Annotated in this window: 13 protein-coding genes; 6 read left to right on the top strand and 7 right to left on the bottom strand. The window is 56.7% G+C overall.

The features are described from left to right. Positions 1-131: 131 nt before the first annotated feature. Positions 132-668: a PEP-CTERM sorting domain-containing protein gene (locus KFE13_RS09885; protein ID WP_260702947.1), complete on the top strand. Its 537-nt coding sequence runs from the start codon at positions 132-134 to the stop codon at positions 666-668. Positions 669-748: 80 nt separating this feature from the next. Here the strand turns inward: KFE13_RS09885 and KFE13_RS09880 are convergent, their stop codons facing one another. Then, positions 749-2,437 (bottom strand): alpha-N-arabinofuranosidase, encoded by a 1,689-nt coding sequence (locus tag KFE13_RS09880; protein ID WP_260702946.1) that lies wholly within the window; start codon positions 2,435-2,437, stop codon positions 749-751. Between the two features lie 165 nt (positions 2,438-2,602). On the opposite strand from KFE13_RS09880, the gene KFE13_RS09875 reads away from it, so the two are divergent. Next, entirely contained in the window at positions 2,603-3,655 is a 1,053-nt protein-coding gene (locus KFE13_RS09875; protein WP_260702945.1) for a linear amide C-N hydrolase, read from the top strand. Positions 3,656-3,717: 62 nt separating this feature from the next. On the opposite strand, the gene KFE13_RS09870 is transcribed toward KFE13_RS09875, so the two are convergent. Next, entirely contained in the window at positions 3,718-5,943 is a 2,226-nt protein-coding gene (locus tag KFE13_RS09870) for a GH92 family glycosyl hydrolase (RefSeq protein ID WP_260702944.1), read from the bottom strand. A gap of 152 nt (positions 5,944-6,095) precedes the next feature. Between KFE13_RS09870 and KFE13_RS09865 the strand changes: the two genes are divergently transcribed. Continuing rightward, positions 6,096-6,473, top strand: coding sequence for a BlaI/MecI/CopY family transcriptional regulator (locus KFE13_RS09865; RefSeq protein ID WP_260702943.1), 378 nt, complete (start codon positions 6,096-6,098; stop codon positions 6,471-6,473). Next, positions 6,470-7,801: a M56 family metallopeptidase gene (locus KFE13_RS09860; RefSeq protein WP_260702942.1), complete on the top strand. Its 1,332-nt coding sequence runs from the start codon at positions 6,470-6,472 to the stop codon at positions 7,799-7,801. Before KFE13_RS09865 ends, KFE13_RS09860 begins: the two co-directional genes overlap by 4 nt. A gap of 131 nt (positions 7,802-7,932) precedes the next feature. Here the strand turns inward: KFE13_RS09860 and cobO are convergent, their stop codons facing one another. Next, the gene (gene cobO, locus KFE13_RS09855) at positions 7,933-8,496 is read right to left on the bottom strand and encodes a cob(I)yrinic acid a,c-diamide adenosyltransferase (protein WP_260702941.1); all 564 of its coding nucleotides are present in this window, start codon (positions 8,494-8,496) and stop codon (positions 7,933-7,935) included. A gap of 21 nt (positions 8,497-8,517) precedes the next feature. Continuing rightward, a complete protein-coding gene (locus tag KFE13_RS09850) occupies positions 8,518-8,973 on the bottom strand; it encodes a 23S rRNA (pseudouridine(1915)-N(3))-methyltransferase RlmH (RefSeq protein WP_260702940.1) in 456 nt (151 codons plus the stop codon). Between the two features lie 307 nt (positions 8,974-9,280). On the opposite strand from KFE13_RS09850, the gene KFE13_RS09845 reads away from it, so the two are divergent. Beyond that, complete coding sequence (locus KFE13_RS09845; RefSeq protein WP_260702939.1) at positions 9,281-12,643, top strand: TonB-dependent receptor; 3,363 nt, start codon at positions 9,281-9,283, stop codon at positions 12,641-12,643. A gap of 102 nt (positions 12,644-12,745) precedes the next feature. Here KFE13_RS09845 and rsfS read toward each other — a convergent pair whose 3' ends face one another. The 3 genes from rsfS to KFE13_RS09830 form a co-directional block, all read right to left on the bottom strand. After that, the gene (rsfS, locus tag KFE13_RS09840; RefSeq protein WP_260702938.1) at positions 12,746-13,279 is read right to left on the bottom strand and encodes a ribosome silencing factor; all 534 of its coding nucleotides are present in this window, start codon (positions 13,277-13,279) and stop codon (positions 12,746-12,748) included. Between the two features lie 120 nt (positions 13,280-13,399). Then, a complete protein-coding gene (nadD, locus tag KFE13_RS09835; protein WP_260702937.1) occupies positions 13,400-14,026 on the bottom strand; it encodes a nicotinate-nucleotide adenylyltransferase in 627 nt (208 codons plus the stop codon). Between the two features lie 41 nt (positions 14,027-14,067). After that, on the bottom strand, positions 14,068-14,688 hold the full coding sequence (locus tag KFE13_RS09830) for a Maf family protein (RefSeq protein WP_260702936.1): 621 nt from the start codon (positions 14,686-14,688) through the stop codon (positions 14,068-14,070). Between the two features lie 141 nt (positions 14,689-14,829). Between KFE13_RS09830 and KFE13_RS09825 the strand changes: the two genes are divergently transcribed. Beyond that, entirely contained in the window at positions 14,830-15,954 is a 1,125-nt protein-coding gene (locus KFE13_RS09825; protein ID WP_260702935.1) for a sialidase family protein, read from the top strand. Positions 15,955-15,986: the final 32 nt, after the last annotated feature.

The raw sequence follows: 15,986 nt of genomic DNA, 5'->3' as shown, positions 1-15,986 counted from the left end.
TGATGCCGCGCACAAACCCCCAAAAGCTGCATAACTTTGCGCCCAAGCAGCAAATTCTTTCTCGTTGACAATTTTCATGCCGGGCTTAAGTATCGAAGACGCAAAGCTTCTATTTGGTAGGTGAATTTTCAATGCGTACCTTCTTTTCCTCTGTTCTGTTCGTTGTCGGCGTCATCATGTGCCCTAGCACCCATGCAGATACAATCAACACTTTCGTAGTGGCCGCAAATCTTCGAAACGGTGGAACTGTCTCCGGTACATTGGAGATAGATACAACAGCGGGCTTCTTTCGAAAAATCGACCTTTCGCTTGTAGAGGGTGCAACAACTTACATTTTTGATAATGAGACGGGAACTACCAACCCAAATGTGCACTATGTAACTGGGTGGTTTAACGGTAGTCCAGGTTCATTTTTATCTTTTTCCATTCCTGGCGCAACTCTTGTTGGCTATTCGGGGGGGCCGGTATGCTCCATCTCGAACTTTATGTCATGCGGTGGAGTTACCAGTGCCTTAGCTGGTCCGGTCATCGATCCCTTTGTTAATGGTTCTTTGACATTAGAGCAAAGTGCAGCGACGACACCCGAACCGTCAAGTCTTTTACTTCTAGGTACTGGTATTGTTGGGGTCACCGGAATGGCGCGAAGAAAATTTCTTATGCGCAAGTAGATGACAATACTATCCCTTCCATCACAGCCTCTCATTACTATTTAGAAATCGGCTTCTGGGTAGTTATTGCCGGCACAACCTCACGCCAGCGCGATCTCAAGCACACTAATGCTGGCAGGCGGAAACGTGTGGGTCAGTCTCCCGCTCGTGGGCTGTTTGATGCTTACGGCGCGAGGCTTTACGGCATCCGGGTGGGCGAAGTCGTTGTGCGCGTGCACGTCTTTTTCCGAGAGCACGGTTCCCTTGGCCGATGCAATGCTGGCTCCGCGCACGGTGATCTCGGTCGTGCGTGGCTGCGTTAGGTGTGGGTTGACGACACTGAGCGTGAGCGTCTTGCCCTGCATCGAAGCGGAGCCCGAGAGTACGGCAAGCGTTGTCTTCTGGCGGATAGAGCCGACAGCGCTGGCTCCGCCGACTGGTGTTGCGGCGACCGCGAGCGGGTTGTCGATCGTGCCCGCGGAGAACTCCGCACGCACGGCCTGCGCAGTGCGATGCGGCAGGTACATGCGGAAGACGTGATACGTCGGTGTGACCGTGAACTTATCTTCCTGCGCCAGCATCAGCGAGTGGAGACAGTTGATCGACTGCGCAACGTTGGCCATGCCCACCTTGTCGGCATGGCGGTGAAAGGTGTCGAGCGTGATCGCGCTGAGCAGCGCATCGCGCATGGTCGATTGCTGCGAGAGGTTATAACCGGGGCCGAGCTCCGTTCCCTTCCCGTACCAGGCTCCCCACTCGTCGACGACAAGTTTGACGCGGTGATTGCTGTCGCCCATGGCGGCCCAGTGGTCGGTGATGATGCGCTCCATAAAACCCGCGCGGGCGAGCATGTCGTAGTACTCGGCATCGTTGAAGCGGAGCGCATCGCCCTCGGCGAATGTATCGGCGCGGCCTGAGGTGTAGTAGTGCACCGAGAGTCCCCAGAGACGCGGGTGCTCGGGGTTGGAGTGGAGCGAAGCGAAAAGGCGGCGCGTCCAGTCGGCATCATCTCCGTTGGGCCCGACCGCGACGAAACGCGGATGACGATCCTTGTAGGTGGGTGTCCAGGCGGTGAAGCGTCGGAACTGCGACGCGTACTCCTCGGGAGTCTGGTTGCCGCCGCAGCCCCAGGTCTCATTCCCGACGCCCCAGTAGTCGACGTTGAAGGGTGCGGAGTCGCCATTGGCTGCGCGCTCGGCGGCTAACGTATTGGGTACGGCAGGCGCGGCGGAGTTGGACGGCACGCTGCCTGCGGGCGCGTTGCAGTACTCCATAAACTGGTAGAAGTCGCGTGCGGGCAGAGAACGGATGTTTGCGGCAAGGTAAGGCTCGCAGCCAATGGCGCGGCAGGTGTGCATGAACTCGTGCAGGCCGTAGGCGTTGGTGTCCTGCTGCGACCAGAAGGCCGTGCGTGCGGGCCGCTTGCCGCGTGGACCGATGCCATCGCGCCAGTCGTAAGAGTCGGCAAAGCAGCCGCCGGGCCAGCGCAGAACAGGTGCCTGCACCGCGCGCATCGTGTCGATGAAGTCTTTGCGGATACCGTTGACGTTGGGAATGCGCGAGTCTTCGCCCACCCAGACGCCGTCGTAGATCACGCCGCCGAGGTGCTCGATAAAGTGCGAGTAGAGCTCCGGCGCGATGGTGCCGATAGGCTCGGCTGGAAGAACTTCGATGTGTGCATCAGCCAGTGTGGTCTGCGCGAACGATGACGAGCCGCGAAGAGCAGCGGCGGCTGCGGCAAGAGACGAGGCTTTGAGGAAGGCGCGGCGCGATGAATGATTTTGAGCCATGAGATGTCTTTTCGAAGGTGAGGTAACGATACATGAAGCGGTTCGGCCGCTCCAGCGTTTTGAGCGTAGATTCACACAACAAGACGACGAGATGTTGAAGAAAAAAGAGTATCCTCATCTCGTCGTAATCACCGCGGATCATAGTCTTTTTGAGGAGGAATGACGATGCGTGGTTCCAGGCATTCGCTTGTCGCAGGCCTTTGTGTCTCACTCTCACTGATGCAACCGATAGAGGCGTGTACCCGGGCTGTTTATCTGGGTTCAGACGGCATGGTTATTACTGCGCGCTCCATGGATTGGAAGGTCGATGTCGGCACAAACCTGTGGGTGCTTCCTCGAGGCATGCAGCGTACTGGAGAAGCAGGCCCGCAGTCGGTGCAATGGACATCGAAGTACGGCAGTGTAGTCGCGACCGGGTATGACGTTTCAACGACAGACGGAATGAATGAGAAGGGACTCGTCGCCAACCTGCTGTGGCTGGTCGAGTCCGAATATTCCGACCCCCATGTTGCACGCAAGCCTCCGTTGGCAATCTCGTTGTGGGCGCAGTATGTACTCGACAACTTCAGCACCGTGCAGGAAGCCGTCGACGCGCTTAGCGGCGAGCCGTTCACTGTAGTTACAGCGAACGTTCCAGGAGAGCCGCGATTGGCGACGCTGCATCTGTCGATCTCCGATGCTACGGGCGACAGTGCCATTGTCGAGTATGTCAAAGGCAGGCAGGTGATTCACCACGATCGCAAATATCAGGTGATGACGAATTCGCCGCTCTTTGAAGAGCAGCTGGCGCTGGAACAGTATTGGAGAAATATCGGCGGTACGGTGTTTTTGCCGGGAACCAATCGCGCAGCAGACCGGTTTGCTCGTGCGATGTTTTACATCAACGCGATACCGAAGAACGAGACTCCGGACATTGCCGTGGCGAGTGTCTTCAGCGTGATCCGCAACGTGTCGGTGCCCTATGGAATCAATACGCCCGAAGAGCCCAACATCTCTTCGACGCGCTGGCGCACAGTAGCCGACCAGAAACGGAGGATCTACTTTTTCGAGTCTGCACTTACACCGAATACGTTTTGGGTGAACCTGAACGATATCGACTTTTCGCCATCGGGTAAGGTGATGAAACTGGATCTCGGAACGAATCAGAAGAACGTTTTTTCCGGAAACGCTGCGAAGGATTTTCAGCCGGCAAAGCCATTCAGATTTTTAGGATTGTAGAAAGCCCAACCCGGGTTCCATGTCCATGCATGGACAGCAACCTATACAAATGAAGACTCAACTCAACGCACCGCCGAACCGGCGAAGAGCTTTTGATTCGGTTGCGGCCCCATCGTGAATTCAAGCGTGCCACCCTGCATGATAGCTTCATGCGATATCCGCGGCGTCGTAAGTGGTGTGCCATTCAACTGCACCGACTGAATGTAGATATTCTGCGCGCTGACATCTTTCGCGGTGATGCTGAACTTCTTTCCATTGGCGAGATGGAGCGTGGCCGAGGGAAAGAGCGGCGTGCCAATCCAGTACTCCGGAATCCCCGGGGCGACAGGATAGAAACCGAGCGCCGAGAAGATCCACCACGCCGACATCTGCCCTGCATCGTCGTTGCCCGGCAGGCCGGCAGGTGTGTCGTTATAGATGGCGACCAGTGAAGACAGCCGCTGCTGCGTCTTCCATGCAGCTCCGGCCTCGTCGTAAAGATAGGCAACATGATGACCGGGCTCGTTGCCAGGATCGTAAAGCTTGTTGTCGAAAAGTCCGTCAAGCTTGTTGATGAAGACATCTCTGCCGCCCACCGCTTCGATCAGCGCCGGAACCTCATGTGGAACGTAGAAGGTGTACTGCCACGAGTTCGATTCCGTGACGAAAGACGCATGCTCTTTCGGATCGTACGGCGTGATCCATGTGCCATCTTTGTGGCGTCCGCGCGCAAAACGAGTCTCAGGATCGATGATGTTGCGCCAGTAATGCGAGCGCCGCTCCAGCGTCTCGGCATCCTCTTTGTGGCCGAGGGCAGCGGCAAGACGCGAATCAATCGCATCGTCGAAGGAGTATTCCAGCGTGCGCGATACCTGCTCGTTCTGGTGGAAGGCCTCGGCGACCGGGTCTTCCAACGGAATGTAGCCGAAGCGCATGTAGGAGCCCAGCGCGCGACGGCCCAGTCCATCCTTGTACTGCTCATACGGCGGCGTGACGAAGGCGTTTTGGCGGATCAGTCGCCATGCGCTTTCGATGTCGAAGCCGCGCAGGCCTTTCATGTATGCGTCGGTGATGGCGACGCCCGTATGGTCGCCAATCATCTCGGAGGTATAGCTGTTCCACGCAGGAAAGATGGGCAGGAAGCTGCCCTGCTCGCCTTTGAGCACAAGCGACTGCATCATCGGCGAAATACGGGCGGGGTCGAGGATGGTCAGCAAAGGAAGCTGTGCGCGATAGATGTCCCACAGCGAGAAATCATCGTAGTAAACGCCGTTGGAGATCTTCTCGATCTTCTTGCCGTCGGCGAAACGCGGATAAGAGCCGTCAGCGTCGCTGAAGATGCGCGGCAGCATCATGGAATGATAGAGCGCAGTGTAAAGCGTGCGCTGCTGGGCCGCGCTTCCACCCTGCACAGCGACGGTGTCGAAGGCCTTGCTCCACACGCGTGTGGTCTTCGCGCGCAGCGTGGCGAAATCCCACGCAGGAATCTCGGCATTCAGGTTGGCGCGCGCGGCATCGATCGAGGTGAACGAAGTTCCGGCGCGCACCAGTAGCGCGCGCGGCCGTGCAAGTTCAAAGCGCAGATACGCACCCATGTGTTCGCACTTGCCCTCGCCATTCAACTCAGGGTTGGTGGTGGTCTTCGTGTCGCACCAGGTTCCCGCACTCGTTGGCTTGTCGCGGAACTGAATGACAAAGTAGCCGCTGAAGCCCGCGGGTTTTCCATTGCCCTGATAGATGCGATAAACAGGGTTATAGCCGACAATCTCGTTCCGTGCGAGATCGACCTTGACCCAGCCGTCCTTCATGCGCGCGTTGGGTTCGATGATGAGGTTGGCGGTTCCAGCCTTGGAATAAGTGACACGCAGCATGCCGGCGCGAATACCCGCGGTCATCTCAACCGTCTCGTTGTAAGCAGGCAGGCGCACTGAGTAGAAGGCGGGCTGCGTGATCTCGTCGCCGTGCGAGAAGGCCGCTGCGCGATCGTCTGGCGCCGTATGCAGTTCACCGGAAGTAGGCATCAGCGTGACCGAGCCGTAGTCCTGCGTACACGAGCCGCTCATCCAGTGCGACGCGCGGAAGCCGGTCAGCTTGGTGTCGGCGAAAAGATACGGTGAAATACATTTCTTCTCGGTGGCATGTGCCTCGGGGATCCAGTTGGTCATGGCAAAGGGTTCGCCAACCGCGGGCGTCGTCTGGCCCTCGTTGGCGGTGCCGATGTGCGGATCGACCAGAGAATAGGGCGTCTGGGCAAAGACAAAAGCAGCAAGAAACGGAATCAGGGCGCAGGCTCGTTTGAGAAGAGGCATCCGAAAAATAATAACCGAGCGATTGCTGCCATTGCATTGAAAGCGTGGATGTTTACGGGATAAAACAAAACGCGCAAGCGATCTCCTAAAAATTTAGTTGACAAACGCGGCCGGCAACGCATAACGTGTCCTAACAAATTAGGAGATGGCATATGGGACGAGGCGAGAAGGAAGCATTGACCAAGCTCGAGCTGGAGATTATGCAGGTGATCTGGCGGCAGGGCACAAGCACAGTCAGCGCCGTGCAGGAGGGGCTGGAGCAGGAACTGGCCTACACCACCGTGCAGACGATGCTGAACATCCTGCATCGCAAAGGCAAGTTGAAGCGCAAGCTGAAGGGCCGCGCCTTCGAGTACAGCGCCGTGGTCAGCGAAGCGAAGGCATCGCACCATGCGCTGCGCGATCTGGTCGATCGCATGTTCGGCGGATCGAGTGAAGAGCTGGTGATGAGCCTCGTGAAGAGCAAGCAAATCGATGCCGAGCAGCTCGCGCGGCTGACGCGCAGGCTCGAGAAGGGAGAAGAGCAATGATGCTGCGTCTGCTGGAATACGTGGTGAACTCGCTCTGCATGGCTCCGCTTGTCTTCGCGGCGGCGTGGCTGGCTGCACGTCTTGCGCGTCGTGCTGGACCCAATGTGGAACACAGGATATGGGTCGCCGCGCTGTGGCTCGAAGTCATTCTTCCCGCAGTTCGTCTGCAGCCTCTCATGGCGTGGAGCTGGCTGCAGTGGCCGTTTGCCCATCACGCAGCAGCAGGTCGAGAAGGGGTTGCTATTGTTGTAGGCGCGGGATCGGTGAGTGGATCGCTGACCATGCCGAAGCCCTGGATGCTGAGCCTCGCGGCTCTCTATGGAGGAGTAGTGCTCTACTTTGCGGCGCGCTTGCTGTGGGGCATATGGAGCACGCATCGTATGCAGCATCGAGCCCAGGCGGTGTCGCTGTTCGGCACCGAGCTGCATGCCTGGCAGCGCTGCTGCAATCGCTTCGGACTGGCCCATGCGCGAGTCGCCGTATCGAAGGAGATCGGGGGACCCGTAACGGTGGGGCTTGAGCGCCCGGTGCTTCTGCTGCCGCCTGCGTTCTTCGAGTGTGTAGACGAGGTCGATTTCGACGCAGTGATGGCACATGAGTGCGCGCACATGCAGCGCCACGATTTTACGAAAAACCTGCTCTATCGCGTCGTTTCGCTGCCTGTGGCCTATCATCCGCTGCTCTGGCTCACGCTGGCTCGCATCGCCGAAAGCCGCGAGATGATCTGCGATGCCCTGGCGGCAAGCGCGGTGGATGGCAGGCAGAACTATGCACGTTCCCTTTTGCGGTTGGCGGCAACGATAACAGCAGCGCCGCCAGCCAGAACACTTCACGCCATCGGAATCTTCGATGCCAACACGTTTGAGAGGAGAGTTATGCGACTGACAGGAAGAAGTATGGAGATGGGCCGCAGCCTGCGGCTTGCAACGACAGCCGCGTGCGTAATGCTTGGCGCAGTAACGTGCGCCTCGGCGTTGGCACTGCATACAGAGATTGCAACACCGGGATCGGCAGTGACCGACAAGAAAGAGAGCCAGCCACCGGCGAAGGTGCCTTCCAGCGTCATAGCAGCCAATGCGATCTACCAGAAACATCCGGTCTATCCGGAGGACGCAAAGAAGGCTCATATCGAGGGTGCAGTCGTCCTGAAGACCGTCATCTCCAAAGAAGGCACCATACAGGACCTGCAAGTCGTGAGCGGGCCGGAGGAGCTGCGCAGTTCGGCGCTCGATGCGGTGAAGGAGTGGCGTTACAAGCCCTATCTCCTGAACGGCGAACCGACAGAAGTCGAGACGACGATCACAGTGACGTACTCGCTGGCGAATTAAGAGTCTGGGCAAAGCGTCGGGAGGCGAAACGGAGGAAGCCAGAATTCCTTCGCTTCGCCTGCTTCAGCCAGCAGCTCGTTCGCGAATTAGCAAAACACGACACCGCATAGGCAAAACACGCCAAAAAACGGTCAGAACTCGATCCCGCGCTGCGCCAGAATCCCCTTCTGATAGGCATGCTTCACCTCTCGCATCTCCGTGACCGTATCCGCCAGCTCTATTAAAGAGGGGTGTGCATTGCGTCCGGTAAGAATCACGTGGACCATCTCCGGCTTGCTGCGCAAAACCTCGGCAACCTTTTCAGGCGAAAGCATCTTATAGCCGATGGCGTAGTTGATCTCATCCAGCACAACCAGATCCCATTCCCCGGATGCAATGGCCTGCGCGGCCTCATTCCACGCCTCTTCAACAAGACGAAGATCTTCAGGGTCGGTCTCCGCACCGCCGACCTTCACAAAGCCGCGTCCCATCTGGCGAATGACGATCGAGGGATCATCGGCAGTGCTAAGTGCCTTGCCGAGCGCTTCAATCGCGTCCAGCTCGCCATAATGCCATGAGCCCTTGAGAAACTGCAGGATCAGGACGCGCATGCCGTTGCCCGCAGCGCGTAGCGCGGTGCCCAATGCAGCCGTGGTCTTGCCCTTGCCGGGGCCGGTGTTGATGACGATGAGTCCGCGACGCGAGGTTTCGTTCATGCCATTAAGGATAGCTGGCGATCAGTGTCCGCTGTGATACGGATGACCGGCGAGGATGGTGAAGGCGCGGTAGACCTGCTCGGCAAGCACAACGCGCGCAAGCTGGTGCGGCAATGTAATGCGGCCAAAGGAGAGCACAAGGCTCGCTCGTGTGCGCGCTTCTTCAGACCAGCCGTCGGCAGGACCGATGGCAAAGACGATCCGCTGCGTACCGGAGTCCCGCAAACGGCCAACGGTGGAAGCCAGCTCTTCTGAGGAGAGCTGCTTGCCGCGGCTGTCGAGCAGAACCAGATAACCAGGCGAACGGCCGGACTGACGGCCAGCCCACTCGAGAAAAGCAGATTCCGAATCAAAGAGTTGCGACTCGCAGAGAACGTACCGCCCGATGCGACTGACATAGTCCGCCAGAAGCTTATCCGACGGTTCGGATTTCGTGCGGGCCCGACGCGGAACGATGGCGGTAAGGGTAATTTTCATCGCAAGAGATCAACTTCTTATCCCAAAAAATCGATTGTCTGTCACCTAAATACAGATTTTCATATCAACAAACAACCCCTAAACGCAAAAACAGGGACAAGCTCACTCCCCTGAGGGATGAACGGAAAATTTACACACGAATTGTGAATGGCATGTAACGTGCTGCTAATAGCTAACACAAAGCAGATGAACGATTAGCGACCGACCATTTCGCTGATCGGTTATTGGGTGAGAGTACGCAGAATCCCCAAAAACTGATTCCGGAGCAGGATAACCGGTCCGTTCGGCTGATCTGAGGAGGAAGACAATGCGGTTCAAACAAGTAGCCGCCACCTTGATGTTGTTATTTGTCTTGGTTGGCGTAGGGATGGCTCAGACGAGTAAGGGAATTCTTGCTGGAGTTGTCCGTGACGCAACGGGAGCAGTTGTCCCTGGTGCAACAGTTACGGCTGTGAATCAGGAAAGCGGGGAAACACGCACCACGAAATCTCTGAATGATGGTGCCTATCGTATCGAGGCCGTTAATGCCGGTCGATATACGATTACTAGTTCTCAGACGGGCTTCAGCACTTTCAAAGCAACTAATTTGGAAGTGAAGCCCTCCGTCGTGACCAGCCTTGATGTGACCCTCTCGGTAGGTGCAACGGACTCAACAGTAAGTGTGGAAGCAAGTTCAGCGGGCATCAATACTGTTAATGGCCAGCTTGCTGGCGTTATTGGCAAAGAAGAGCTTCGTGCTCTTCCCATCTTCACTCTCAACCCTATCGAGCTTGCAACTACTCTTGTTGGAGTTCAAACCGTCAGCCAGGGAGCCGGTTTTAGCAACGGTATGAATATCCAGGTAAATGGTGCGCGCCCTCGTGCCAACAACTTCCTTCTTGATGGTCAAGAGATCAACGACGTTGGAATCGGCGGGCAGGCTTTCCAGCCACAAATACCAGATATCTTCCAGTCCGTGACCGTTATCACAAACAACGCCTCTGCTGAATTTGGCCGCGCGGGCGGAGCCGTCGCGAATCTTGTCACTAAGTCAGGAACGAATGATTTTCATGGCACAGTGTATGAGCGTTACTCGGGTTCAGGCTTGAATGCGCTTGATGGTGTAACGAGACAAGGGAAGATCAGTGGTACGCCGCCTCCCGGTTATGTTCCACCAGTTAAGGCTCGCTATGATCAGCACCAGTACGGGTTTACTGTTGGTGGTCCAATCATCAAGGATAAGCTCTTTGCTTTTGGCGCTTTGTATCTTTCTCGCTTGTATGGAAAAGAAACGCCAAACCGTCTGGAGCTTCCTGATGCCAATGGTCTAAAGCAGTTGAATGCTATCGGAGGACCTCAGGTTGCATTGCTCAATCAGTATCTCAGCAACGGAAGCTACGTAAATAATTTTGTATCCTTTCCGACGGCCGGACCAAACCAGGATGGTATTGTCACCAAAATCAACGTCGGACCGCAGCCTGGCTGCCCACAGACTGGTTGCGTTATTACAACAGGCTACTTTCAGCGTCCGAATGCCGACCAGAACAACCCAGATACCCAATGGATGTACCGAGTTGATTTCCATCCGCGCGAAAAGGATAACTTCTCCTTCCGCTATCTGCATGACCGTACTTCTCTAACTCCGGATTTCTTCACCAACGGAAGCGCTTTGCCAGGTTTTGATACGCAACAAGGTGGCCCGACCGAGCTTGGCGCAGGTACTTGGACTCATGTCTTTACACCCAATATTGTTAACGAGTTGCGTGGCTCAGAAGCTCGTCTGAGTGCTCTCTTCTCTCCAACTGCGGGAACCGCTGCTAATCCGCTGTACCAGCTCGCGACTCTAAATATCGCGAATGTCGGCGTGGACTCATCGGGTGGTTCTTCGCTTGGTCCGAATCAAACGTTCCCGCAAGGTCGTAAGGAAGAGCTCTATCAGGTTCAGGACACAGTCGGCATCACTCATGGACGGCATTCCATCCGTGTTGGCTTTGATATTGGTCGCATTATTGAAACGGATATTATTGCGATTAATTCAAAGGGGACTCTCTCCTTCAATAAGGGCGGTACCTACGTCTCGGCGCTGGGCAATTTTCTCCAAAACCAGCTTGGTCCTTCAGGAACCGCGACCAAAACCTTCGGAAATACGCGCATCGATCCTCATGGATGGCGCAGTGGCATATTCTTCCAGGACGATATCAAGCTGTCCACCGATCTCACGGTTAACGTGGGCCTTCGATATGACTACCTGACGAATCCTGCGAACTCGCTGCCGTTCCCTGGTGTCGACCCCGCGAATATCTACCAGCCGATCAACACTGTCGTGAAGGTTAAAAACGACCTAAACAATTTTGGACCGCGTCTCGGCTTCTCGTATTCGCCGCACACTGGTGGTTTCTTCGGCGACGGCAAGAACGTCATTCGTGGCGGCTTCGGCGTCTTCTACGACAGCACCTTCAGCAATATCGTGACCAACAGTGCATCTGCTGCACCTAACGCCGTAGCCGGCACGCTCACATCAACTGTGGGTGGTGGATTGACGAATGCTACTGGGTTGATTCCGCAGATCTCTCCTCAATTGTCTCCACAGTCGTCGGTGACAAGTGAAGTTAATAATGCGGTGAATCCGGTTACATATCAGTACAACCTGGGTTTGGAGCGACAGCTGACCGGATCGACCTTTGTTGCTGTTCGTTACGTCGGCAGCTTAGGCAAGAAGCTTTTTGGTAACCAGCAATTCAACTATTTTTCCAACGGAGCACGACTCAACCCGAGTCGCGGTATCATCAATGCCCGCGGTAATTTTGCGGCGTCTAACTACAATGGTCTTGAGATTGAAGGCACCCGTTCCTTCTCGCATGGCCTCCAGATCAATGCGAACTACACCTACAGCAAGAACCTTGATAATGGTTCCGAGATCTTCGCTGCAACCGGTGTTCAGACATCGTATACAGCGGATCTCTCTCCACAGGGGCGTCGGCAAGACTGGTCCAACTCTGGTTATGACCATCGCCACAATGTATCGATTACCTATATTTGGTCTCCACGAGGATTCCGCTCGGATAACTTTGCAAAGGACGCCCTTCTGGGAATCCTGACAAGACATTGGACCCTGTCAGGGATTGAGCAGTTCCAGACTGGTACCTATACCTCATTCAATAATGCCGGTCTTGATACCAATGGAGACGGTAGTTCCGGGAATGATCGGCCGATCCGCAGCAATGCATCGGCTCCGCTCAGCACCGGAGGAATTGATGGTCACTGGGTTGGAGGAATTGCCGGGACATATTACGACATCGCAACTGCTGTGAATGGAGACGGTTCTCTTATTCCGGTTGATCCGGGCAAAGTTCACTGGCTCGTTCCCTATCAGCCTCAGAACCAATTCCTTCGTCAGGAGATCGGCCGAAATAGCTTCTCCAATCCTGGTAGCACGAGGAATGATATTGCCCTCGAAAAAGGAATCGGATTATCGTATCTGCACTTCGAACGTGGACAGCTCATTCTGCGTGGCGAAGTCGTCAACATTGCCAATCACAATGACGTAGGCATCATGGATACCAACGTCCTGGATATCGGCAGTGGATTCCTGAATGTATCGAATGCACGCCAGCCTAGCAACATGGGTGCACCGACTAACCCGGCTCCCGGAGGTCGTCAGGTTGTCCTTTGGGGTAAAGTCGTTTTCTAGTACAAACGCTCTTCAAAAAAACAGGCACCCAACCGGGTGCCTGTTTTTTTGTCCAAACCTTGGTAGCAGAAAAGATATGCCGGATATTCATCCGGCATATCCCTATGAAGAGCGTGTTTTTCGTGCTGTCTTTTTTGCGGAGGTACCCGCTGCCCTTTTGGTGGAGGCCGTCTTCTTTGTCACAGTTTTCTTAGTGGCTTTTTTTGAAGGTGATTTTTTCGCGGCCTTCTTCGGTGCTTTGCGAGCCGCAGCTACTTTTTTCTTCACTTCTGCGTTCAATTCATCCGCGCTAAGCGTCGTCGCTGATTTGCGCAGGCGTTCCAGGCCGTAGAAGGCGCGCTTCTCCGGCGAGAAGATGTGAACGATGAAGTCGACGTAGTCCATCAGGATCCACTCGGCCTGACGACGGCCTTCGACCGAGTTGGGGTACACCCCGAATTCTCGCTTCAGGCGCAGCTCGATCTCATCGGCGATGGCGAGGTTCTGGCGGTCGTTGGTTCCGTTGCAGATCAGGAAGTAGTCCGTCAGTCCGCTTTCGGAAGGGTCGAGCGCGAGGATGCGGATCTCTTCCGCTTTCTTGTCTTCGGCTGCCGCAGCTGCGGCAAGCAGTAATTTCTTGTTCTCGTTGGAGGACATTGGACTCCTTGACTCTATGGTATCGGGTCGCGCCGGTCTCATGCTACACGACTGTGCACAACAACGATGAGATTTGCGTTGGCAGCGGCACAGGTAGCCTTCACCTTGAGTGATTCCTGTTCAGCCTTCGCGGTACAGATGGTGTTCGCGGATGTAGCGAGCGACGGCGTCCGGCAGCAGGTCGCGCGCGCTATCTCCTGTAGCCAGACGCTCGCGCAGGTAGGTGGAGGAGACGTCGTAGTGCACCGTCTCCAGCAGGTGCACGCGGGAGCGCTCGCGTGCGGTGAGGTTCAAGCTCGAGAGATCGGCGAGCGAGTAGCCGGGGCGGCTGACCACGATCCATTCGGCGAGCGCGAGCAGGCGTTCCGGCTCTCTCCACTTCCGCAGAGCCAGGAAGCTGTCGGCGCCGACGAGGTTGTAAAGCGTGGCTTCGGGAATCTGACGGCGCAGCGTGTCCAGTGTCGTGACAGTGTAGTTTGGCTCGCCGCTGGGGTCGGGTGCGTCAATCGAGGAGGCGACGAACTGCGTGCGCGAGGTGCTCTGCTGCATCGACTCCTCGCAGGCTGCAGTGACCATGGCCAGCCGGTCGTCGAAGCTGGTGACCGTCATGCCGGGCTTGAGTGGCTGGCGACCCGCCGGGGCAAAAAAAACCATGTCGAGTGCGAAGGCCTCCGCCGCCGCACGCGCAACGGCAAGGTGGCCGCGGTGGGGCGGATCGAAGGTGCCTCCGAAGAGTGCGACGCGCATGGCGGTTACGCTACCACAACCTTGTAGAGGATGCGCAAACGCTACAGTGCCGTCAGCCGCAATGGCGGAGCTTCAGCTTCGTTGAGTCCCGTGCGTGCGCGAGCCAGCAGCGCCATCGTGCGTGCCAGCGGAAGTCCCATCACATTAAAGAAGCAGCCTTCGATGCGCGGAATCCAGCGCGCCGCGTAGCCCTGAATTCCATACGCGCCTGCCTTGTCCATCGGTTCGCCGCTCGCAAGATAGCGCACAAGCTCGTCTTCGTTGATCAGGTCGAAGAAGACCTGCGTGATCTCTACCTCGCTGACCACACCCTGGCGCGAGACGGCAGCGATGCCGGTCAGCACCTGGTGTGTGCGGCCCGCCAGCTTCTCCAGCATGCGGCGCGCATCGCTCTGATCGACAGGCTTGCCCAGAATCTCGCCGTCGCTGACGACAGTGGTGTCGGCACCCAGCACCAGAAGCGGATCGTCGTTGCTCTCGCGATTTTTCAATCGCTCATAGACGGCCTGCGCCTTTTCAACTGCGAGCCGTTGAACATACTTTGCAGGCGTCTCGCCTGCCTGAATGCGCTCGTCGATGTCGGCCGATTCGACGATGAAGTCGAGCCCGGCCAGCTTCAGCAGCTCGCGGCGTCGTGGTGAAGAAGAAGCAAGAATCAGCATGGTCAGTCTTTAAACCCGTCACGCATTCGATGGCAAAGACAGGCGGTGCGGTCGTCGATTATTCTTCGACCGATGAAGATGATGATAGCTCACGCGCACCGGCAGAAGAGGAAAGCCCCAGCCGCTCGCCTTACTTGTGGAATGTTGCACGCCGTCCTGTATCTGTTCTGTGCGGCCATGCCTCTCGCATGGAGCGGAACCGCAATCGCAGCGGAGCCACACGATGCGCCAATCCCCATTTTCTTGAGAGGCACACAAGGCTATGCCTGCTTTCGCATTCCTGCGATCGTACGCACACCGGCGGGTACGCTACTTGCCTTTGCTGAAGCGCGCCGTCATAGCTGCGACGACTTCGGCGATATAAGCATCGTGATGCGTAAGAGCAGCGATGAAGGCCGAAGCTGGAGCGCGCTCACCACCGTCGCAGAAAACGGCAAGCTGCAGGCAGGCAATCCTGCACCTGTTGTCGACACGATGGACAAGCGATTCAAGCGCGGCCGCATCTTCATGATCTATTGCACAGGCGACGCGCCCGAGGCGGATATCTTGCGCGGCAAGAGCTCAAAACATGTCTGGTATCAGACCAGTACGGATGAAGGCACAACGTGGTCGCAGCCCGTCGAGATCACGGACAGCGTGAAGCGGCCCACCTGGCGATACTATGCCACCGGGCCGGGCCATGCCCTGCAGCTCACGCATGGCCCGCATACAGGACGTATCGTCGTTGCAAGCAATCACTCCCAGGGCGATCCGCAGCCCGCGGGCCACGCATACGCGGCCCATGCGTTCTACAGTGATGACCACGGCGCAACCTGGCATCTCGGTGAATCACTGGCATGGCCCGGCAGCAACGAGAGCACAGCTGCACAGACAGCAGACGGCACCGTTGTGATGAACAGCCGCGACCAGAGCAAAGCCACACAAGCGCGCATCATCGCTCTCAGCAAAGACGGTGGCGCAACCTGGAATGCGACTTTTGTTGCCGCCGACCTTCCCGATCCGGTGTGTGAAGGTAGCATGATCGCGTACAAAGGCAACACGTTGCTCTTCAGCAATCCTGGCAATCGACAGGCCCGCCGCGATCTTACCGTCAGTGTCAGCAGAGATGGCGGCCATACGTGGCCGAAACATACTCTGCTGCTCGAAGGCCCTGCTGCGTACTCCGATCTCGTTCTATTGAAGGGCGACAAGCTCGGCATTCTGTGGGAGCGCGGCAGCGACGACGGCATCTACTTTATGGTCCGCGCCCTCGCGCCGCTTCTATAAAAGTCCCGCTCTATTCAAGCGCAGCCATTCGG

The organism is Edaphobacter flagellatus (assembly GCF_025264665.1).
Lineage (GTDB): Bacteria > Acidobacteriota > Terriglobia > Terriglobales > Acidobacteriaceae > Edaphobacter > Edaphobacter flagellatus.
The sequence above is the reverse complement of the archived record's forward strand: the minus strand, read 5'-3'. Positions and strand labels throughout refer to the sequence as shown.